Raw genomic sequence first — 20056 nt, 5'->3', positions numbered from 1 at the left:
ATCTATCGGAAGCGATCAAGCCGCCGCAGGAACGGAGAATAAAATGGAAATCACAGTGACGAACTTCGTGCTCGGCGAGGAATTCGACAGGCCATTTGTGTATTTCGATGTCAAGACTTCGTAGGGTCTTTTCTCGACGGGCGAGTATCTCGAAGAGGACGGCTGCTTGGCTTGGGAGGACGGCAATATGTGGGCCTGGAACGATTTCACACTGCTTGCGCGCCAACGCATCGCTGGACTTTTCGAAGAATGGCTGACTGACAGGGAAGCTGTTGAAACAGCCGCCTGATGATGGGGGTCGTTGGCAGCCCCAGAGACCCCCGCGTAGGGGTCTCGGTAGCCAATCTACCTAATAGAGGAGGGACACAAAAATGGAGAAAACTCCAAGACATCTCATGCGCCCAGTCGACATCACGGGGCATTACAAGGCGTCTGCAGCCTGTCGACGCGACTAGGTATCGATCCGTTTGCGCGTGCGAGGATCGCAGGCATGGCCGAGCAGACGATGAAGCATTACGGCGCACTGCTCGGCACAAAAGCCCATCGCAGGATCCCGGCCGATGCGCTCGATCGGCTGCGCAACGTGGCCATCTCAGCGTACTGGGTGATCGCTGAGACACCGTACCGTACCATAATCAGGTATCAGTTAGGCGATCCCGAGCACGTCGTGCCGACACTCGTAGCTCTGAGTGCAGGGGGCTGAGTGCGAGCGTCACATCCATCCGCTCCGAGTCCTCGAATGCGCGGAAAATCATGGAGGCCGCGTCGTCGACACAGCAGGCGAACCCGTCAACGTTGAACTCGACGAGGCGGCCGCGTTGCGGAGCCGGTGGCGCAAGGCAGCCTACCAGTGCCGCTCGGCGCATGACGAAATGGATGCGCGGGAAATCCTCTGCGCGGCAGCCGACTGCTGTGTCTACAGCCTTCCGCAGGTAGGGAGCGAATTCAGTTTGTGGGGTATCCAGCCGACAAAGGCGATGGTCGAGCGCCTGGAGACGGCAGTAAGCAGTTTGGAAAGGAGAGCGGCATGACCAGAGCATTCACACGACAGAAGCCGCTATCGAAGACGTCGCTCAAGGCAGCCGCAAAAGCTGCAGAATACGATGCCGCTCCAAAAAATGGAGCGATCGCACCACGATCTGGAGTAAAACCGTCGCAGCCGCGGTGGATGAAGCGCATGTGGGATGCTGAAAGAGGCGTGGTCGTCTCGCGGCCGAGCGCGGAGTATCACCGCGAGGGGTCGATCGACGACCTGGAGGCGCGTGAGAATGCCGGGCAGCTCAAGTTGCTATGAAGGTCCAATCTTCTTCCGAAGGCGTGGTCCATCGAAGCCCAACGCATACACGTCTACCTTCATCTTCAAGACTTTTATCTTGGCTTTGAACATCTCTGTCCGGATAATTTTCTCGTGGAAATCTGAGATGCGAGATCCGATGTAGACGCCTGTGACCGTTCCGGTTTCGCGGTAATCGGCTCGACCTCGCTCGGGCCTAAAGAGGCTCCATTCTCGCTCGCCTGCCCATCGCAAGGATTTGCACGATAGGATCATCTTGGCTCGATCTTCGGTTGACTGTTTGTTCCTGAGGAGCATCGGCGCGTCCTCTCTATACGTCATACGGACCAGTTCATTGTCCTCCGGTAGCCCTTTCAAAAGCTTAGGAACGTTGTACTCCACGCAAATGCCTTTGAAGCTGTCGACATCGTCGCAACATCCTCGGCCGCCGGCCTGATCGCGCGATTGCCGGCACACCACTCAGTTGTGGCGCACCCAATTAGCAAGCTCGTCACGCACAGCAGCGTCATCCATTTTCCGAACGTGCTCATCAATATTCTCCCGATCCTTGCTGGCAGCAGCGGTTTTTTGCGATATGTTTGGCTCGCTCGGCAGCCTGCGGCAGGAGTCTACGCACGTGATCGACCGCCCGGCCTCCCACGGCATCTCGAATGCGGTCTCTGCACACTGGCTACGCTCGAGCACGATGCGCTGCAGACGGCGGATGCCGTGACGATGGGAGCGAATGCCGCGAACGGTGTCGAACCAGCGGGGGCTGGCGCTATTAAGCATCGGCGCGCGTTTCTGGCGACGCGTTCAAACACATTCCCGGTAACTGCATCGCGCACGGTGAAGTCCTTGGTCGCATTATGTGCTTTCGCTGCAGTCCAAGCCTTGCCGTTCGCAAGACGCTCGTCGCCGACTACGAAATGATTGCGCTCAAGGGTATCTGGGTCCTCGTATTCCCACTCCCGCGTCGATGCGTCGAGATTGAGCGCGGCGAGCTGGATGCCCTGGACGGGCTCCCTCTCATCGTCGTCTTCGGGAACCTCCTGAAGGCCGACCGGCATGGAGATGTCAAGCAGCTCTTCGCGCTGCTGACTAAAGTCGTACGCCGCGCTCAGGAGAAACTGAATCCGTTCTGGCGTTATCTGTATCAGGCCGCCTGAGGCGGAGCCGAACTTGGTCCCAGAGATCGACACCCAACTCGGCGATGCGTCTGCGACAGACACGATCTCAGCCTTAGCGAGTGTCCAGCTGGAGGCGCTTCCAATGCTCTGGCCGGGCTTCGGGAAACCAGAGATGAAGTCTTCGTAAGTGAACGTGGTGACTTCGTTCGTTTCAGCCACGGTCTGCTGACTCTTGGCGTGCTGTGTCCAGGATGGTGGCCAGGGCGCCTGCAAGATTCGATATCTCTGGCGAGGAAAAATGAAGCCCCCTGATTGGGGGGCTGTCATGTAGTCAGCAGAAGCCGATCGTCTGTCGACGGTAGATTTCATCCGCAGCCGCATTCAGCACGTCTATCGATTCGTCGCTCTGCAACCAGTGCACGAGAGCCATCCAGCATCCGAGCATAGGGGACGCAGCGACGAACGTGATGTCGTGCGCGACATCATTCGAGATTTCCACGGAGATGGCAGGCCAGTCACCGCTCGGTGCGAAATACCAGATCTGAAGTTGGCAGAAATCTTCAAAAGGGGCGATCGCATCTGCTTGCGGCAGCTTGAGGATGCCAGACATCATGCGCGATGTCTCTTCTTCGATGATCGCCATGATTTCTTCACGGGTCTTCAGAAAAGAGGTGATGCGCTCACGAAGCTCTGCGACGACACAGCCGGCGTCTTTGACCATGTCCTGCAGCACCTGATGCCGATGCTCGGCGGCCAGTAGCTGACCGCGGATGCTGAGCGCGCCGAAGTGCTGACGCTCTGTCGTCTGTGCATGGCGCATGGTTGGGGCTGGCTGGGTCACGCCGCATTCTCCTCGGCTGTGGGCTCGATGAAGTCGAAGAGGCCCTTTTTGATCCACTCCGACCAACCGGGTGTCGAGATGAGCGAACGCACGGCCGCCATTGTCGGGTACTTATAGTGTTCGTCCACCGAGTTGGCCCATCGCCGGCGGGAGTCGTCCGCAAGACAAGTCGTCAAGTACGACAGCTCATCGCCCCTCGGAAAGATGATCGCGATCTGCAGGCCGGGAATCTCACGCTGCGCGTCCTCGTGCGTCATCGTGTCGATCAAGCGGATAAGGTCTGCTGTTTGCTTGAGCAGACGATCAATTGTAGGCTCGGCGGCGACGATGCAGGTCTGTGTTCGGAATCGGGTCATACTGGGTCCTTTGCTGTGTTTTTGAAAAGATGGCTACCGAGCCAGTAGATCGCGGCGCGGCGTAGACGGGCGATTGGCCCCTCAGAATGCATGATGATGTGGTCTGCAAGGAAGTCTCGGGCTCGCGGATCAGACATCAGTCCAACTCCGCGGCGGCCGTCGGGCCACGTCACGAGGAAAAAGCTCGCCGTTTGCTGTGAAAAAGTAGACCGGGAGCTTCACGCTGCGACCTGCTTGCGCTTACGCTCGAGCATGCCGTGTATACGGGCGAGCATCGCATCTGATGCAATATCGTAGTCGATACTGTCCTGGATCCGGCGCTCCAGCACACGCATGATAGTGACCGGCCGTTCTGACCGCGCTCGCGTGTCCCCGAGCTTGATCGAGAAATTGTTCGTCTGCAGTCCGGCGGCGGCGCAGGCCGTGCGGATAGCAGCATACCAATCGAACGTCGGCCAGAGATACCAGTATCCTTGTAGCGGGATCGCTACGCGTGTGCGCCGAGCACGGCGGCCATTGTCGGGGTAGTACCAGAGGTCGATTGTCTTCAAGACCTGCTCCTTGCTGTTGTGACTACAGCAGGATGCCGGCGGATTTCGGAGTAAGCAAGCTCTCCCGGCTATAAATCGAATAAAATGTTGAGGATCACAGATCAAGTTGCTGATTCGCAACAGTAAATCACAAAATCCACACTGTAACCCCCCCCCGTTTTTTCATGGTTTGTACCATCAAATTGTTGACAATTTTCGGCCTAGTTAATGGTATGATCGCAGATATGTTAAAATGCTCCACAAATGTCCGCAGACTATACATTGTTGACAATAGGGGATTGTCAACAATTGAAGTATCAGCTCGCGGACATGATGCTACCCGCATCCGAAGATTCACCTTCGCTTGTGATGTCTTCGATCTCATCTGCAGTCAGAGACGCGGCCAAGATCGCCGTGAAATCCAAGCTCGCGAGCGCCGGGTAGACCGGGTACTGCAGTCCGAGGCGCTGGGCACGAGCTTGGTCTACGGCTTTCTCCTCGTCGATATCTTCGACGTCCTCACCGAAGGCAGCCGAAACGCGCTTGCGGCTAATGAAGCCATGCTTGTCCTGCAGGTTTAGGGTCATGGTCACCCCTTCCGAAGCGTGTTGGCCTGGGTGTCAGCGACCAGCGCCTTGAGCGGACCCTTGATCTGCTCTTCGGCTACGTCGCGAATCCTGACCGACATCTTGGCATCGACCTCGCGAGCGTATCCGGGATCGCGACAAGGCGGAGGCGGAGTTCGGCATAGTTTCGACGGACGAGATCGAGCATGTCCTGGATCTTGGCGACCATACGGATAAAGCCACACAGGGCGCGGGCCCTCGCGTGGACCAGACGGCGCTGCTGCACAGCATTTATTACTGCTGAAAAGCAAGCCAAGCTCGGCCTCCGCGATGAGCATCTTGGCCACTGCGGTGCGACGCTTGGCTTCTTTTTCAGTGACCTCTTCGACTTCGTACTAGTCCGATATCTCATCTTCCTCGATCGGGTGTCCGACGAGAATGATGTGTGCCAGCGGAGCAGGATGCAAACGCCGGCGGAAATCTGCACCTAGCTGTCTCGCCAACAAGTGCAATTTGCGGTAGTGAGCGATGGGGCGATCTGATGGGCGAGTATGAGCTTTGGTAGATACAAAAGGCTGCTGGTAGTAGTCTTGTTACCGTTGCTGTTAGTGGGCTATTTGGCCTCGATTACGGTCTTGCCAAGGCAGCCGATGGTCGACCGACTGTGTCAAGCCGGATCAGGTTACGAGAACTGCCGGGATGTCGGCGAGCCAGGACAAGCGTTGTACGAATCGCTTAAGCGACAGTCGAAGGCATGGTTCCAAGTCAACAACCCGGATTTGTACGATGCGCGAAACACATGCGGTTCTGGCGACAGCTCGCGCGGTCGGCCGTGTTACCGTAGGCTCAGTAGCAGCTTACGATGCTCCAATAGTTAAACCTGAACACGCAGCGGAGATGCAAGCCCTCGAAGGGCGATCGGCGATATTGCGAATGGGGATCGAAGACGGTCAGAGATCGGTTGATACCGGAAACGATGTCTACCTGTTCTGCCACACCCTCGATTTCGATTTAGAGGCATCATCGTGGATGCCCCAGCTAGGCCCTTATACTGCGACGTGTGTCGCCGAAACCTGGAGCGGCAAGCTTTCATTCACGCCGGATCCAGAGGCTGAACAACGGCTTATCCTCCTGCGGAATGCGGTGGCCGAGCAGGTGACGGCGACTGAGCGGGATTCTGTGTTTCGTCGGATCGCCCTCGTTATCGCTCCGCTTGCTCTGTTCCTCATCCTGTCAGCCGCATACTGGATGATCAGTAGAGCTACGGCGTTCGTGTGCGCAGGCTAATGGGAGAAGGACGCGAAATGAAGCAGAGGCTACAAGACAGCGCACGAAAAGTCGGGGATGCGGCAAAGGCTCGACCTGCTGAATCGAAATGGTCAATCATCGGGGCGGTCGCAGGCGCAGTCGTAGGTCTGATGATCGGCGGTGTAGGGATTGCGGCGATGGGCGGAGCTGCGGGTGTGCCGGCAGCCGCGATCTTTGCCATCGTCGGCGGCATGGTTGGAAATCGGTATGGTGTTTCTAAGGATAGGCCTGTTGCTTAAGTCGGCTTGCCTGATTAGTGCGAGTACGCAGGACGGGGATGAGATATGAAATACACAAAAGCCGAGCGGATCATGATGCGTAGTCATCCCGAGATGTCCGAGAAATGGATCCAGCAGCTCATTGCCGAGGATCCTTCCATCCTTGGTCTCGGTGATCTGGTGCTACGTGCGCAGGAACGGATTCACCCGAAAGCAGGGCGTCTTGATCTGCTTCTCCAAGATCCAGACACCAACCGCAGGTATGAGGTCGAGCTTCAGCTCGGGCCGACGGATGAATCCCACATCATCAGGACGATCGAGTATTGGGATATCGAGCGCAAACGCTATCCGCAGTACGATCACTGCGCTGTTATCGTTGCTGAGGACATCACGAGCCGCTTTCTGAACGTCATCTCGCTCTTCAACGGCACTATCCCTCTGATTGCAATCCAGGTGCAAGCAGTGAAGGTTGGCAGCGACCTTACACTGGTGTTCACGAAGGTGATGGATGAGCTAGTCCGCGGCCTTGTCGATGAAGACGAAGATGCTGCCGCGACGCCCACAGACCGGAGCTACTGGATCAAGACCGGCAGCCAGGACACCGTCAAGATGGTCGATGAGATGATGGAGATCATCAAAGAGGTCGCCGGGCCATATCAGCCTAAATACAACAAGATCTATATCGGCCTGGCTCTCGACGGCATCGTGAACAATTTCGCGACCTTCAGGCCGAAGAAGGCCCATCTCGTGTTTGAAGTTAAGTTGCCCCGTGTCCAGGAGACGGATCAGATCATCGAACAGGCTGGCATCGAGACCCTCGACTACGACAACAGGTGGAAGAGCTACCGGCTCCGGCTGGCGAAAGGGGACGTCGGTCAGAAGAAGGACACAATCCGTATGTTAGTCAAGATGGCCTTCGACTACCGATCCCGGTAAGCAGACATGTAGCTGATCCACCCACTATCTCGCTTTGGAGACCACCGATAGCGCGGCCTGCCGATTGCGTAGGTTAACATCAGTCAGCGGCAGTCCCTTATAAGCAAGGGCCTCAAGCTCCGATGCCGACGGTTCGGACTTTGGACGCGGTTCCGAAGGTTCAGGGGCGGTCTTCAGGCGAGGTTGACTCGGCCCGTTGCGGAGACCAGGTAGATCCTTGCGGAAGAGGAGACGCGTCATCAGCCGTCTTGCAGACGACCTGCCGCCGTATCCTCGGGATTTCATAAGCTGCTTTGAGACGGACAGGACCTCCTCGATGTCTGCAGACCTGCGCCCGGTCTCGCGGAGACGGTCAAGGATGACGGCGACCGCGGTAGCAACGGCTACGTCGGCATGGCAGGACTCGGGCTCCCGCTGCTCCCGCAGCCGCTCTCGCCACCGCTCCGTAGCCGCACGGCTGTGCCTGTTTCTCTCCGCAATCCTCGGCATGTCGTCCTCCACCCGTAATCACTACGGGAGTATGCGAGCGTGCCATGCATGTGACAAAGCAACCGCGGTATTCGGCGAGGCAAGTGAGGCTACGGTAAAGGTTAGACCGCGTGTGGATATCTCTTTTTAACTTAACACCGTGGCGGACAAATCTGTTGACAGATTTCTTGCAGAGTTAGATCCGTCTATAATGGAATTTTCAATGTCAATATATTTGTCTCTCACGGTGTTAAGTTAAAAAGAGATATTTCCACACGGCAAGGGATTGATCTAGTCTCCGCCGACAAGCACGATGCCTGTATGGGATAGCCGGAAGCGTTCCCGTTCAGGTAGGTAAGCATGACATCAACATCACCAAGCCATCAGTGGCTCGTGGACTTCACCCATCGCTACGACTCCGCACGGAGAGTGCGTGACGAGAAGGTCAGAACCAGGTCGTCCACCGAATTCGACATCACGAATCCCTTCCACTTGCGCGCTGCCGACGAGGCCCGGATGATCCGGGAACGGGTAGAGGTCGGATACCGGTTAACATTCCGCCGTGAGATTGCCGGGCGTGTCCGTGAGCCCTTCACTGAGGAAGGGCTGAAGAGCGTCGACAACCCAGTCCTGAAGCTCTTCGTCAGCCGTCTGCCGCGCAAGGGGCAGATCAGAGCTTCGGACAACAAGGCTGACCTTGTTCTTCCGTACTTCTCGAAGCTCCTGACGCTCGACTGCGCCTACATTGAGGGCCGGAAGACATCGCTCAGCTTCGTGCGTCTCGACTGCGATACAGTATTCACGTCTACAGCAGCCTGCGTTGCCGTCCTACAGTCGAAGGTCGATGCTGGTGAAATCCCGCATCTTCCGCATATAATCGTAGGAGATACGCTGGACGATGGCTGTTTCGCAACGCCCCACTTCATCTTCATGCTTCAAGACAGCGTCTGGAACGACAAGCTGGATGAGCGATGCAGGTCATCTCCCGTCAAACTCTTCGAGGCTGTCTACGGCGGGTTCGTCAATGCACTGATAGATATTGGTGTAGACCCTTGCGCGCCCTCGAAGACGGCGCGCTGTAAAAACCCGGTGTCGCCCATCTGGACGACCCTCACGCCCAACGCCACACATTTCATGTCGCTGAGCCAGTATGTGGGCGTCCTCAACACGAAGTCGACAAGGATAGAGCGCACGCGCCGAGCAGCCGAGCTGCAGAGCCGCTTGGGCAAAACCGCATCGAACGAGCTATATAACAAGCTCTGGGACTTCGGATCGAGACTCCTGGCGACATGGCATTTCGATGCCGACGACCGGATGGGCCATACTGCGGAGGAACTCTCAGAGTCCCTGTTCGTAGCCCTGGAAGAATATGCCGCCGACACAGGCTTGCAGCAGGAGCGGTCGTCATACGTTGTAGGGAAGGTCGCAGAGTATCTTGCGACATCGTTCAACCCTTCCAAGCTCGGAAAAGCAAAGGTCAGACAGCGCCTGTCACACCTAGTGCACGATGTCTGTACGACGGAGGAGCGGCAGAGGATAGGCGCAGAGTACGCTTCCAAGGTCCGCTCGGATAAGACGATCGAGAAGTTGAAGGAAGCGGTGATCCGGCTGAAGGCGGCTGGCCAGTTCGAAGGCCTGTCGAAGGAGCTGATCTCTGTTCGCACTGGGGTCAGCCGTGCGACCGTCTACAAGCACCTAGCTGCCGTCCTTGCCGATGTCTGATCTTTTTCTGTCGGCGTATTGTACCCTGCACGGAATGCGCGGATACTTAATTCATTGAGCGGCGGTCCTTACCTGACGCCTTCTCACTGAAGGGAGGAGCATCCGGCGCTCCTCCCTTTTCCATTTCGGCTTTTGCGAATAATTTCGTCGGTCCGGGGAACTGTTCTCATCCTGACGACCTCTTAAGCGCGATCGCACTTCATTAGATCTGTTCCCATTCACCGAAATCCACGGGCGCAAGCCACGCAAGACCGGCTACAAACGACAAGAAACGTGAGACCGACCGATATGACCACACTGCGAATAGCCCGAATAGCCGCATGACCCCCGCCGGGGTGCTGCTTTCGTATGTCTATTTCAGGAGTCTCATACATGTCGTTCACGAAGAAATTCTACATCTCGGACACGCATTTCGGTCACACAAATATCCTCGCGATGCAGCCGCGGCATTTCGCGAGCATCGAGCAGCACGACGAGCTGCTCGTCCAGTCCTGGAACTCCGTCGTTGGTGACGACGACATCGTCTACCACCTCGGCGATTTCGCTATGGCGCTGCATGAGCGCGCCGACTACGTGCGATACGTCTTCTCGCGCCTCCGCGGGCGCAAGCATTTGATCGTTGGCAATCATGACGTGGACAGCCGCGGCGACGTTCACGAGACGCTGCTTTCCTTGGACTGGGAGCGGCCTCCGACAGGATTTCGATTCACGGACGATGGAGGCCTCCGCGTAGTCATGAGTCACTACGCGCAGCGTGCGTGGCAAGGTCACCTCAGAGGCGCTGTCCACTTCTACGGCCACGCTCACGGCCACCTGGCTCCGTATGGCCTGTCACGCGATGTCGGTGTGGACATGTCGGACGTTGCTTACACGCCAAGAACGTTCGCGGAGTTGACGCGGTCCATGAAGCTGGACGTCTACGTGAAGGGAACACGATGACCTCTGATCGCTATCCCCTTCGTCCCGACTCCGACTGGTACGATGCGCTCGTCGCGGCCTACGGCGAGGAGGTGCCGGCTATTGCGCGCATGCGTTTCCGCCGCGGCTTGCAGTCACACGTCGACGCGATGGACGCGCAGCTCAAAGATCTCGGACTGCTGCCACACGTCGACATTTTGAGCATCACGAGCCGCGGCGCGGGCTACGTCGTCATCTATGCGAAGTATCAATCTGGCATTTACGAAGACGATCGGATCGCACTCGACTTCTGTTTTGAGCGTCACGCCAAAGCTCTCCGAGAAGCCTGCGAACACTGCGGCACGACAGCCGAGATCGTAGTGAAAATCGGAATGGAAGCGCTGCTTGCGAATCCAAGCATCGACATCGGCGATCGCTGCTTGTGCTCTCCGTGTGCCGACGCTTTCCAGAAGGAGTGCGCGCGATGAAAATGCTGTTCGACTACGGCACTCCTTACAACGCCCTTCGCATCAAGCACGGCAGCCGGCTGCCTGAGGTGAGCTGGGGCTTCACGATCCGCGTTGGCTGGTATCCGCTCGTCAATGAGATGCTTGACCGCATCGCAAAGGACTATCCGTCTGTGCGTTTCCAACGCATCGGCGCGCTCAGTGGCTGGCTGCGTCTTGAGCACTCGGGCGCGCCGCTTGATGCAAATGCTCACATGCGATTCCGGCGGATGATCCAGGGGTTTGTCACCCAGTCGCTTGTTACCTGCGAAGAGTGCGGCAGTACCCACGCCGATTACGTCGATGCCACTGCCTACGGCTGCGGGACAGCCATGAATCGTACACTCTGCGCTGACTGCGTCCGCGTTTTCGAGAAGTTCGTCTATGCTGACCGCGAGCGCCGCCGTCAGGAATTCGTACATGATCACTCCTGACTTCCTGCGCATCCAGCTCGTCGACTTGCGGACTCGACACCCAGACGCATTCGACAACGCACGCTACGTCGATGTTGGTGTCGGCTGGGTCCCGCTGGTCGAAGACTTCCTTGTCAGCAGCCCAACGAGCGTCGACGAGCTGAAGCAAAAGTACGGTCGCCTACGCATCTCCTGTTCAGGTGACACTGATGCCGTATGGCTTGCCCATGTCCTCGCAGAAGAGCGGTCGGCACATCGGTGCGAGGTCTGCGGCAATCCAGGCTTCATCCGCCGCCCGCCACCGCCGCTCTGGTCATGGTGGCAGTGCCGGTGTGACGAGCATGCGTCTTCAGATCAGCTCGCATGGCCTCGCCACCCGTCCGTCGACGTGCATCCGGTGAGACAAATTGCGGGTCGTTGGTATCAGTATGACCCTGTTGCCGATCTGCTCGTCGAAGTCGAACTTCCGGAGAGGTGGAAATGAGCAGGGAACTTGACACGGCAATTGAAGACGTTCTCTGGCAATATGCTGACATCTTGCATCGACACGGCCTCACATCAATTGTCGGAGACCCGCGCGAAGTCGGCGACCGGATCGGACGTGCGCTCATCCGCGAGGTTGGCAACCCGTTTCGCATCGGCCGGCACATCCTCACGCTCGTTGCGCCGGATGGCTATCTTCTTCCACCGCTGGAATTACGCTTCTTTCGGCAGGATGTCAGTTGCCGCCGGGACGATCTGCTACCGCTTGTCACCCCATGGAGTGTCACCCTTTGGCAGAGCGGGCATGTGCCGGCACGCTGGGAAATTGGTGGCACTGTCATCTGGCCCGACGGTAGCGTCGGACGCGGATGGTGGCGGCTGCTGCACCTCACTGAGGATAGGACAAGGGCGCGCACGGACGAGGGTTGGCTGCGGCTCGGGACGAGGATGCACTCTTGACGCCGGGTCCTGGGCAGATGTCTCTGACCTGATCGCCGTCCAGCGAGACCACGATCAGTACGGCGCTCAATGACTTTGGCGACAGACTGCGGTAGAGCGTCGCCGGCTATATGCTGAATTAAGAACTCGATGTCTTCGATAAATCGGACATTGAGATGGTTCCGCATAAATCTTGAGACGATCGGGGACAGAGACCCAGTTAGAATGTGCGATTGATCGTACGAAGCGTTGCTGCGATGTATTAGGCAGCCACCGTAATGCGTGACAAAATGTGCAAGCGTTGTCACCCTGTTTATCTATCATTGAAGCCAGGCAGTGCCGCCAGTCAACATTGGCGGTGCACTGGGATGTTGCAATGTCTATAAGGCAGCTCAAGGCCCGCTGCCTCGACTGTGATCCGCTCTCCCAATCCGTTGCGCAACGTCAGCTCGCACCACGCTTTCTTCGTCAGCGCAAAGTGTGGCTGGATGCTTGAAGCCGCCGAGCAATGGCCGCAGCGGCGTGCTGTCTTTAGACTCACCGATGCGTTCGCTGTCTGGCCCTCTGGGTATCTTTACAACTTGTCGATCCAGAAAAAAACGCGGATGGCGACAGTGTGCAGTCTAAGTCGCGTCTTCACGATAGTCGGTACAGTACGATTTTTTTGTAGACGCCATCTCGCCGACGGGTGACCATTACCCATCGCCATAGAACATCACTATCCAGCGGTAACACCCAACACAATTGGCTTTGATAGGAATAGATGAAATGAAACGGTATATCGTTGCGGACGGATGGGGCCACATTTTTTGGGGCAACGACATGAGGGAGACACGATGGGTGCTGGATTGCGTGACTAGGCAACTTGTCGCAGGTTCCATCATGGAAAACGGATGGTCGCCCCTTCACGGATTTGTGTTAGCAGATCTGCAGGAAGACGTCGAACATAATGTTCTCGGGGAATTAGATAAGCAATGCCTGGACTGGGAGGAGACTGGGCTTCGTCGGACAAATAAGCTGCCCGGCTGGGCTTGCGACCCTGCTCCGCTCGTTGTTACGACCCTGCCGGAGACACTAGCTGCCCAAAGCAGATTGAGCAAACGCACACCGGCTGAACATCATTACGAATGTGAATATGCATCTCGTACGCCGCCTTTTTATCTGCGTTTGGAAACCAAACAAATGCTATTTCCAGGATCGCTCTAACGCGCCTTCCAATGCAGGTCAGGTGGCGTTTGGTCTCTGCGACAACAGGAAGCCAAGGCCCTGTAAATGCACCAGCGCTTTCAACATTGCGAAGGCCGCATGCGGCGCCTTCGGCGTTAATGCCCGCTGCATCGGCAATACCATCGAACAACGATCGCTACGGTGCGGTAGTCGTTTGGGTCATTCGTAATGACTTTACCCTTCCTTAGGGATGCTAGTTAGTGGTTCCTAGGTCAGTTTGCCCTAAACGAGACTCATCGTTTTTGCGATTGAGGACGCTTGCAGATGGACCATATGAGTTACATTCCGGATCCGCTTAAGATTGAACAAGCGCGTACCAATCGGTTGAAGGATCTCTCAGGTAAGGTCATCAGAGCACGAATTACCCTGAGCAAGACATTGATGCGGATAGGGGATTATGTAGACCTTATCCGTGCAGACATCCCTGCAGAGCAATTGAAATCGTTCATCCAGAACGACTGCAAGATACCGCGAGCCGAAGCCGCTACTTTCATCAAACTAGCGACGAAGCTGGGGCCTTTCCGAGATGTGATTACTGAGCGCGCCGTTGGTTTTCCCGCACTTAAGGCTATTGTTGCTGCTGACGCAGACGTCAGAGCGGAAATCGTTTCAGCCATCGCAGCCGGCACTTCAATCGACAGTGCCGATGTTCAAGCTGCAAAACGTCGTCATGTACTTGAGCGAGAAGATACAGCCACTGCGAATAAACGCCAGCGCAAGGCAGCTCTCGGTAAGCTCGCGCGTGCTCGTGCTAGAACGGTTGAGGCTGAGTTCGAAGACAGCATTAGCGCACTCGCCCGCTTGATGAGCGACTACTTTTTCGATGAAACAAGTGACAGCGGCGCGCTCCAGGAAAAGCGTTCCGGGATCAAGTCCACGGCCGCAGTCTGTCTTCTGCAGTTTGAAGCAAGACATGACATCGCCAAACTGCTTCCTGAATGGGAGATCGGTCTGCATAGCGAAAGCGACGGTGCTGTTAAGCTGACGCGGGCACATCTCGCTTTGAAAGCTCTCGCAAATGGTCAACTGTTCGACTACGATACGGACGGCACGCCGTTCGACACCGAATATCCAATTGACCCCTTCTTTTTCAATTCAATCGCATGGCTTTCGGGAAATGTCGTGGAGCCGGTAGACACCACCGTCAACGTCGCCCCCAAAAGTCTCAAATCCACCATTCATAGTGACGCTCCCCATTCGCTCGTATCTCTTGAAATCTGCGCCGGCGCGGGTGGCGAGGCACTGGGGCTACATGCTGCCGGTTTCCGCGCAAAGGCCATCTATGAAAAAAATCCTCGCGCCGTTGCGACCCTGCGACAGCACCCGTTCAGCTTAAAGGACCGGATTTACGAGGCAGACATCCGCACGATTGATTTTACGCGCTACCGGGGCAAAATCGACTTGGTCGCCGGAGGCGTGCCGTGTCAGGGCCATTCGTCGTCAGGCAAAAGAAAGGGTAAGAACGACGAACGAGATCTCTTCCTTGAAGCTGTCAGGATCGTGGACGAAGTGCGGCCCCGCGCATTTCTCTTCGAGAATGTTGAAGGCTTTGCCGAAAGCCCGAACATTGATTATCGGGCCGAACTACATGATAAATTTGAGGCTCTAGGATACTCAAACCGCGTCTTCATGCTTCGCGGATCCGATTACGGGCTTGGGCAGCATCGACCCCGTGTTGCTTTCATCGGCTTTCGAGATGGCGAGATGAGCCGTTTCCGCATGCCACCAACATTTGCACAATGGAGTCCTACCGTTGCAAGCGCAATTGGCGATCTGGTCGCGGCCAACGGCTGGCGGGGCTATGAAGCTTGGGCTGCCGGTGCGAAGCGCGTTGGTCCGACAATTATCGGTGGCAGCGAAACCTCAGGGAAGCTTGCGTTCGGCGATAAGCGACAGAGCAAGGCTTGGGAGCCCTTGGGGATCGACGTGTCGTCGCTGCAAAAAGATGCGCCAGGTCCTGACCACGAGGGTCTGTTTAAGTTGACTCTGAAAATGGGCCAGCGTTTGCAAGGGTTCCCAGATGACTGGAAATTCCAAGGCACGCCCATGCAGGTGAAGTGCCAGATTGGCAATGCGTTTCCGCCGGTCATGGCAAAAGCAATCGGACTAGCAATTTACAGTGCGCTCGAAGGTGTCGAGTTTGACTATGAGGCAGCACTGAAGCAACCCTTCCACACGCCGACGATGGAGAACCTTTATCCAAAGCGCGACATTGCCAACCTCAACGCGCCTGATCGTGCGACACGGCTTGAGGAAGAGATGCGCTTCTTTGGCGAATTCAGCGCAGATCCGGACGACGGTTGAACTTTGTTCCGGTCGTCGGTAGAGCCTGAGGCATGACTTGGCAAACGCTTTATCTGCGCAAGGCGACCGCCCTGCGCAGATCGGTCGATGCTGTTGAGAATCGCACCGTATATGCATTTGCGTGCAATATATTTCAAATTATTTTCGGTAGTGACGGTCGCGTAGTGACAGGTTTTTGTTGGTTGGTTGCGTCACTAACGGCGACAAATTCGGCAATAAGAAGCGGAGACTGCTATGCCGAGACCTGCAAGCGTTGTGAACGAAGTCGGAAGAATACGAACTCAGATTTGGCGGGAAAAACGACACAAGTTGGGCCGGCCAGAAGTGTCTATTGTGGATCGCGCAGTTGCCGCATCTTTTGCAGCTTTTTTTACACGTGATCTCAGTGTGGACGTGCGTCAAGGCGACTATCACGCTATTCTGTTAGGCGCGCAACGTCTTCTAATAGAGCAAGGGTTCGACAAGCTCGCTTCTAACAACGAGCTGATGCGTCGCCTCGCACGGCGAAGCGACCTGAACAAAATCTCCGCCATAGCAGGAGCGGACCCTGTCGACGGATAACGGCGTTCCCCCCATTACTTCCTAGTTCTGAATCATTTAAATTGAGGAACCGGTAGTGATGTCGCTCGTAGCGATCAGGGTCGTCAGTGGCGATAGGAATGTTTGGAGCTGACGCCGGTTGCCTATGGAAGGCGTGGTATGTCCGACACCAGATGCACGTGTTCCCTTAAATGAACTAGTCACCAGGACGTGCACCGCCTTCATCCTGGTTACGTATTATCGATGCTAGAGGTCTGGGCATTCGCAATGTACGCGCGGCCGGTGCGCGATAGGATGTATCATCTCAGCATTAGAGAAGCTGCCTAGTAGGCCAGATTGTCGAGCCGTCATCGGCAAATCGCGAAAACCCTGACTATCCGTAAGGTGCCGCTAAGACGCATATTTCAGGATAGGCGATGCCCGTTGAACCGCAAGTGCAAGTCGGGCTCCAACGTACCAGAGCCGTGTATCGGTGACCATCTGACACTGGCTTTCCTTTAATCGTTATCTGTGTCCATCCATCTTCGAATCCCTGTAGCCTCTCACACTCCGTCGGAGTCAGACGTCGGCAAATATGGGTCTGGCCGCCGTTGGGTTCACCGTTGCCTTCTAGCGTCGTTTGGAGATCCAGTGCGATTCCGCCGCTAACTTGACGCAGGGTTGATCCTTCTTCGGCATGACGATCGCCTAAGACAGGATAAATGACTACCTGAACATTTTTGTTATTTGACGCTTTAAGAGCAAATGCTGCCGTTGGGCTAAGTTTCATCGTGGTGTCGGAGTCCATCCCAACGAGTGCGGTTATTCCTCCAAAACCTGCCTTATGATGTCGGGTATCTGTTTGCCCCGACTTGCAGCTCGGCGCAATATTCCGTCCCGCGCCTGCCTGCTCAAACAGTATTTGTCCGGCATCGGTCCGGTCATCAAAACTTGCAATAAGGAAGACTCGTTTTCGTTGCTGGGGAACGCCGAAATATTGAGCGTCGAGCACGCGCCATGCGATTGATATCCTGGGATTGGCCGGCTCCTCTCCCGCGACCAACACATGACCTGAATCCGGCCATCGTTTCCCTGGTGGGACCAGTACATGTTCGGAACGGGTGAGCGCTGCCAGCAAGCAGCCAAATGGGTTGTCTTCATGAGATAATACTCCGGTTACGTTCTCCCAGACCACGAAACGTAGCCTGTTGATCTGTTTCATTCGTAGCGCCAGGTCAGCAAATGCGAGCGCGAGATTACCGCGGTCGTCCATCAATCCCCCGCGCAAGCCCGCGACGGAAAAACTCTGGCACGGAGAGCCGCCTTCAAGCACGTCGACTATTCCGAGTTTTAGAAGGTCGGCATCAGTAATCTGCGTCACGTCGCCAAAGTTGATGACATTGCCATCGCTCATCGCTGAATATCTGCTGCGGTCAAACTCGCGCCTTGTGGCAGATACAGAGGCGGTGTTGCGCCAAGACGCTAGTTGAGCAGGTGCGCAGGGAACACCGCCTGCTCGCAGTACCCTACAAAATCGTACCCCTTCGCGCCCCAAGCGGCAGATGCTGCTGAGATTCCGCTAAACGTTGATAAGACCTTCAAGCTCATGTCATCCTCAAAATTTCTGACAGCCAGCGCATGCCGATCCGTCTATGGGGTCAGCAAACGGACTACCCGTCAAGCGGGTGCTCTCAGAAACAAGACAGGACAGTGAGGACGCAAGAGAGCGCGACATGCTTAACCAGCATCCAGCAGCGCAGACCGAACGCCGATTGCCATTGTCAACAATTACGAAGCAGCATCAGTCTGTTAGACCTTTCAAAAAAAGTTCTGCCAGCTGAGAAAACGTCTTGCGCTGTTGCAGCGCAGACGCCACCATTGTGAGGTGAGGCGCCTCAGGGTTGCACTACGTAAGACAAACGGCCGGCCGGCATAAGTTGTCGACGGTCGTTGCGTTAGCCGCGAATTAAAGAGGAAGGGCCGAACACATGAGCCGAGGCTTGCAGGGCTCAAACTCACAGGAGCGAAATTTATTGCCGTGTAAATCGACGACTGGGGCCACAAGGCGACTATAGAGGCACGGTTTGAATCAACAGCCTAATGGGCGGCTCTAAGCTCACTCCTTGCCGGAACGTGCCTAAACAGATTTCGATATCGATATCGATATCGAAAGCGGGCCAACTTTAGCAACAGCAGAAACGAAGATCAGGATCGTTATGAAAACAACTATATCTACTATGCACCCTCCGAAAGCCGGGGAAGCGTTGGCCAATGCTTACCTTCGAAACAATCAGTCTCGTTTCAAGCGCTTTGTTGCAGAGTTGAAGCCATTGGCAGAAACCCTGGCTACCGAAGCGGGCGAGCTTGCAGTCTCGGTTGAGCAGCACCGCATTACGACTACGACAAAGACCAAAGCTCTGAGTCCTACGCGAGAGTACAAATTCGCTCTTTCGTTTCCTGCAAATGTCAGTCATGTCCATTTAGCGACTGCTTGCGATAACGGCGCTCTGAAATATCTCGCATCGATCCAGATGTTGGTTAGCGTCGTCATTCAAATGCACGGCGTCGGCTATGCGCTAAATAGCTGGAAGATGAAGTATGTTTTGAGTGAGATCGAGGAGGATGCTGCTATAGTGAAGACGATGGTGGAAGATGCACTACGCTAACATGGCGCGTGCGTTCATGGCGACTTGCGGTCTCGCAGGAGCTAACTGGCGCGCCTGATTTGGGCGAGGAGTTTCTGGCGGACGACTTCTGCTGAAGTTTTATAGCCGCGGCAATTGCGTGGCGTTGCGTTCAAGTGATGGCATATCACGGTGAGATCACTTCGCTGAGCGAGTGCGGTTGACCTCTCTCAAAAGCCATCTCCTCGCCCGTCTGTTTGTGTTTTGAAAAGTGCCTTTCTGCCAGGGCTATTGCGGATCGCAGAACCATGTCTGTATTCCGATGCGGCTTGCAGGTAGGGCCGGTCGGTGAATTTGGTGCCTCAGTCGAAGGTGATCGAACGATGGGCTAGGTGGGGCACGCAAATCAGGCCGTCCATCACCGGGCTGGATTGCCGATCATTGTTACGCTGAAAGACTGCAAATCGGCTGACCCGTTCGACCAGCCGAGGCACATTCGCCTTTCCGTCCTTCTTACGGAACTGAATGGGGGTGCATTCCCAATGCCGAACTGTTTGTACCAGCGACGACATCCGGCCGGTTGAGAATGATGACGTCTGAGCTGAAACGCCTGCCGTGACGGCTGCTGGCATGCCGTAGCCGGCGTCTGGCACCATGCTCCGGCAGATGTCGCCACGGTTTGATCGCATGTCCGTCGGCCGAGCATGCAAACTTGTAGATCGTCTCACGTCTGACCGAGATCGGGTGCCGCTCCAGTCGCATCCGGGCAGCAATCTGCTGCGGCGACCAGCCATGTAGGATGTGGTCGATAACCGATTGACGCAGATGCGAGAACCGCGCGAGCTTACGTCGTTAGCACGTTGCTCACGTGTCATCGAATTCGCTGTCACGCAGTCGTAGCCGTTGAGGTCCGGCATTTGCTGATCCTCGAACGAATTAAGTCTGAGCTCGCGGAATATTGCCGACCGATGCCGTCCGAGTTTCTCGGCAATGACCTCGACACATATGCCGGCCATTCGCCGTCGCGCAATCCTGCGCCATTCATCCGTATCAACCCGGGAGGAGGTGCGCTTCCTGGATCGTTCCTTGCAACTAATAAGCTACAGCTATCTATGGCAAGGCGCAGTTCATTCTCGAACCGACCCGACCACACTATGGAGTTCCATAATTCAGATTACCCGACCCGACTTATGTGGCCGGGCAGATTCCATTTTCAAATGCAACGAGGACAATAATGGCCATGGTTTCAGGAGGATGGAATGGCCCGCTCTTTTGTGCACTTGAGTTTGGATGAACG

The 20056-nt window shown here is 56.0% G+C and carries 21 protein-coding genes and 1 pseudogene; 15 read left to right on the top strand and 7 right to left on the bottom strand.

The features are described 5' to 3' along the window. Positions 1-490 precede the first annotated feature (490 nt). Positions 491-703, top strand: coding sequence for a hypothetical protein (locus ASG25_RS21485; protein WP_062479352.1), 213 nt, complete (start codon positions 491-493; stop codon positions 701-703). A gap of 324 nt (positions 704-1027) precedes the next feature. After that, positions 1028-1294: a hypothetical protein gene (locus ASG25_RS22945; protein ID WP_062601013.1), complete on the top strand. Its 267-nt coding sequence runs from the start codon at positions 1028-1030 to the stop codon at positions 1292-1294. Positions 1295-1753: 459 nt separating this feature from the next. Here ASG25_RS22945 and ASG25_RS21470 read toward each other — a convergent pair whose 3' ends face one another. Then, positions 1754-2065, bottom strand: coding sequence for a hypothetical protein (locus ASG25_RS21470; protein WP_062479343.1), 312 nt, complete (start codon positions 2063-2065; stop codon positions 1754-1756). Between the two features lie 137 nt (positions 2066-2202). Here ASG25_RS21470 and ASG25_RS21465 point away from each other — a divergent pair, with 137 nt between their 5' ends. Then, positions 2203-2442 (top strand): hypothetical protein, encoded by a 240-nt coding sequence (locus ASG25_RS21465; protein ID WP_156466919.1) that lies wholly within the window; start codon positions 2203-2205, stop codon positions 2440-2442. A 292-nt stretch (positions 2443-2734) separates the two neighbouring features. Here ASG25_RS21465 and ASG25_RS21460 read toward each other — a convergent pair whose 3' ends face one another. The 4 genes from ASG25_RS21460 to ASG25_RS21445 form a co-directional block, all read right to left on the bottom strand. Continuing rightward, positions 2735-3244 carry a hypothetical protein gene (locus tag ASG25_RS21460; protein WP_156379704.1) on the bottom strand — a complete coding sequence of 170 codons (510 nt, stop codon included), beginning with the start codon at positions 3242-3244 and terminating at the stop codon, positions 2735-2737. After that, entirely contained in the window at positions 3241-3600 is a 360-nt protein-coding gene (locus ASG25_RS21455; RefSeq protein WP_062479335.1) for a hypothetical protein, read from the bottom strand. The genes ASG25_RS21460 and ASG25_RS21455 overlap by 4 nt, the downstream gene beginning before the upstream one ends. 218 nt (positions 3601-3818) lie before the next feature. Further along, on the bottom strand, positions 3819-4151 hold the full coding sequence (locus tag ASG25_RS21450; protein WP_062479332.1) for a hypothetical protein: 333 nt from the start codon (positions 4149-4151) through the stop codon (positions 3819-3821). 296 nt (positions 4152-4447) lie between these two features. Further along, positions 4448-4717: a hypothetical protein gene (locus ASG25_RS21445; protein ID WP_062479329.1), complete on the bottom strand. Its 270-nt coding sequence runs from the start codon at positions 4715-4717 to the stop codon at positions 4448-4450. A gap of 765 nt (positions 4718-5482) precedes the next feature. On the opposite strand from ASG25_RS21445, the gene ASG25_RS21435 reads away from it, so the two are divergent. The 11 genes from ASG25_RS21435 (at position 5483) to dcm (ending at position 15616) form a co-directional block, all read left to right on the top strand. Continuing rightward, the gene (locus ASG25_RS21435; RefSeq protein WP_156379703.1) at positions 5483-5983 is read left to right on the top strand and encodes a hypothetical protein; all 501 of its coding nucleotides are present in this window, start codon (positions 5483-5485) and stop codon (positions 5981-5983) included. Positions 5984-6000: 17 nt separating this feature from the next. Beyond that, entirely contained in the window at positions 6001-6243 is a 243-nt protein-coding gene (locus tag ASG25_RS22940) for a hypothetical protein (protein WP_156379702.1), read from the top strand. A 45-nt stretch (positions 6244-6288) separates the two neighbouring features. Then, positions 6289-7158: a hypothetical protein gene (locus ASG25_RS21430; protein ID WP_062479320.1), complete on the top strand. Its 870-nt coding sequence runs from the start codon at positions 6289-6291 to the stop codon at positions 7156-7158. Between the two features lie 828 nt (positions 7159-7986). After that, positions 7987-9348 carry a hypothetical protein gene (locus ASG25_RS21420; RefSeq protein ID WP_156379701.1) on the top strand — a complete coding sequence of 454 codons (1362 nt, stop codon included), beginning with the start codon at positions 7987-7989 and terminating at the stop codon, positions 9346-9348. Between the two features lie 372 nt (positions 9349-9720). Further along, entirely contained in the window at positions 9721-10287 is a 567-nt protein-coding gene (locus ASG25_RS21415) for a hypothetical protein (protein ID WP_062479312.1), read from the top strand. Then, on the top strand, positions 10284-10733 hold the full coding sequence (locus tag ASG25_RS21410; RefSeq protein ID WP_062479309.1) for a hypothetical protein: 450 nt from the start codon (positions 10284-10286) through the stop codon (positions 10731-10733). The genes ASG25_RS21415 and ASG25_RS21410 overlap by 4 nt, the downstream gene beginning before the upstream one ends. Continuing rightward, a complete protein-coding gene (locus ASG25_RS21405) occupies positions 10730-11185 on the top strand; it encodes a hypothetical protein (RefSeq protein WP_156379700.1) in 456 nt (151 codons plus the stop codon). The genes ASG25_RS21410 and ASG25_RS21405 overlap by 4 nt, the downstream gene beginning before the upstream one ends. Further along, the gene (locus ASG25_RS21400) at positions 11172-11648 is read left to right on the top strand and encodes a hypothetical protein (protein ID WP_062479303.1); all 477 of its coding nucleotides are present in this window, start codon (positions 11172-11174) and stop codon (positions 11646-11648) included. Before ASG25_RS21405 ends, ASG25_RS21400 begins: the two co-directional genes overlap by 14 nt. Next, a complete protein-coding gene (locus tag ASG25_RS21395; protein WP_062479300.1) occupies positions 11645-12106 on the top strand; it encodes a hypothetical protein in 462 nt (153 codons plus the stop codon). Before ASG25_RS21400 ends, ASG25_RS21395 begins: the two co-directional genes overlap by 4 nt. 747 nt (positions 12107-12853) lie before the next feature. After that, positions 12854-13291, top strand: a complete 438-nt coding sequence (locus tag ASG25_RS22935; protein ID WP_156379699.1) for a hypothetical protein — start codon at positions 12854-12856, stop codon at positions 13289-13291. 285 nt (positions 13292-13576) lie between these two features. Beyond that, the gene (dcm, locus tag ASG25_RS21390; protein ID WP_062479297.1) at positions 13577-15616 is read left to right on the top strand and encodes a DNA (cytosine-5-)-methyltransferase; all 2040 of its coding nucleotides are present in this window, start codon (positions 13577-13579) and stop codon (positions 15614-15616) included. Between the two features lie 913 nt (positions 15617-16529). Here dcm and ASG25_RS22410 read toward each other — a convergent pair. After that, positions 16530-17549, bottom strand: coding sequence for a DNA cytosine methyltransferase (locus ASG25_RS22410; protein WP_082480490.1), 1020 nt, complete (start codon positions 17547-17549; stop codon positions 16530-16532). Between the two features lie 802 nt (positions 17550-18351). Between ASG25_RS22410 and ASG25_RS21385 the strand changes: the two genes are divergently transcribed. Further along, positions 18352-18801, top strand: a complete 450-nt coding sequence (locus tag ASG25_RS21385; protein ID WP_156379698.1) for a hypothetical protein — start codon at positions 18352-18354, stop codon at positions 18799-18801. 41 nt (positions 18802-18842) lie between these two features. Here the strand turns inward: ASG25_RS21385 and ASG25_RS22405 are convergent. After that, positions 18843-19775 (bottom strand): annotated as a pseudogene (locus ASG25_RS22405) (IS30 family transposase). Positions 19776-20056 lie beyond the last annotated feature (281 nt).

This window comes from Rhizobium sp. Leaf384, from assembly GCF_001424065.1.
Lineage (GTDB): Bacteria > Pseudomonadota > Alphaproteobacteria > Rhizobiales > Rhizobiaceae > Ferranicluibacter.
Note: the sequence above shows the minus strand (reverse complement) of the source record. Positions and strands in the feature narration are given on the sequence as shown.

Bases quoted from the DNA above. Each gene is read 5' to 3' on its own strand.
- ASG25_RS21455 (WP_062479335.1), bottom strand. From the start codon at position 3,600: ATGACCCGATTCCGAACACAGACCTGCATCGTCGCCGCCGAGCCTACA.
- ASG25_RS21410 (WP_062479309.1), top strand. From the start codon at position 10,284: ATGACCTCTGATCGCTATCCCCTTCGTCCCGACTCCGACTGGTACGAT.
- ASG25_RS21385 (WP_156379698.1), top strand. From the start codon at position 18,352: ATGAAAACAACTATATCTACTATGCACCCTCCGAAAGCCGGGGAAGCG.
- ASG25_RS21470 (WP_062479343.1), bottom strand. From the start codon at position 2,065: ATGCTTAATAGCGCCAGCCCCCGCTGGTTCGACACCGTTCGCGGCATT.
- ASG25_RS21465 (WP_156466919.1), top strand. From the start codon at position 2,203: ATGATTGCGCTCAAGGGTATCTGGGTCCTCGTATTCCCACTCCCGCGT.
- ASG25_RS21445 (WP_062479329.1), bottom strand. From the start codon at position 4,717: ATGACCCTAAACCTGCAGGACAAGCATGGCTTCATTAGCCGCAAGCGC.
- ASG25_RS21420 (WP_156379701.1), top strand. From the start codon at position 7,987: ATGACATCAACATCACCAAGCCATCAGTGGCTCGTGGACTTCACCCAT.
- ASG25_RS22945 (WP_062601013.1), top strand. From the start codon at position 1,028: ATGACCAGAGCATTCACACGACAGAAGCCGCTATCGAAGACGTCGCTC.
- ASG25_RS22410 (WP_082480490.1), bottom strand. From the start codon at position 17,549: ATGAGCGATGGCAATGTCATCAACTTTGGCGACGTGACGCAGATTACT.
- ASG25_RS21395 (WP_062479300.1), top strand. From the start codon at position 11,645: ATGAGCAGGGAACTTGACACGGCAATTGAAGACGTTCTCTGGCAATAT.
- ASG25_RS22935 (WP_156379699.1), top strand. From the start codon at position 12,854: ATGAAACGGTATATCGTTGCGGACGGATGGGGCCACATTTTTTGGGGC.
- ASG25_RS21435 (WP_156379703.1), top strand. From the start codon at position 5,483: ATGCGCGAAACACATGCGGTTCTGGCGACAGCTCGCGCGGTCGGCCGT.
- dcm (WP_062479297.1), top strand. From the start codon at position 13,577: ATGGACCATATGAGTTACATTCCGGATCCGCTTAAGATTGAACAAGCG.
- ASG25_RS21430 (WP_062479320.1), top strand. From the start codon at position 6,289: ATGAAATACACAAAAGCCGAGCGGATCATGATGCGTAGTCATCCCGAG.
- ASG25_RS22940 (WP_156379702.1), top strand. From the start codon at position 6,001: ATGAAGCAGAGGCTACAAGACAGCGCACGAAAAGTCGGGGATGCGGCA.
- ASG25_RS21415 (WP_062479312.1), top strand. From the start codon at position 9,721: ATGTCGTTCACGAAGAAATTCTACATCTCGGACACGCATTTCGGTCAC.
- ASG25_RS21400 (WP_062479303.1), top strand. From the start codon at position 11,172: ATGATCACTCCTGACTTCCTGCGCATCCAGCTCGTCGACTTGCGGACT.
- ASG25_RS21485 (WP_062479352.1), top strand. From the start codon at position 491: ATGGCCGAGCAGACGATGAAGCATTACGGCGCACTGCTCGGCACAAAA.
- ASG25_RS21405 (WP_156379700.1), top strand. From the start codon at position 10,730: ATGAAAATGCTGTTCGACTACGGCACTCCTTACAACGCCCTTCGCATC.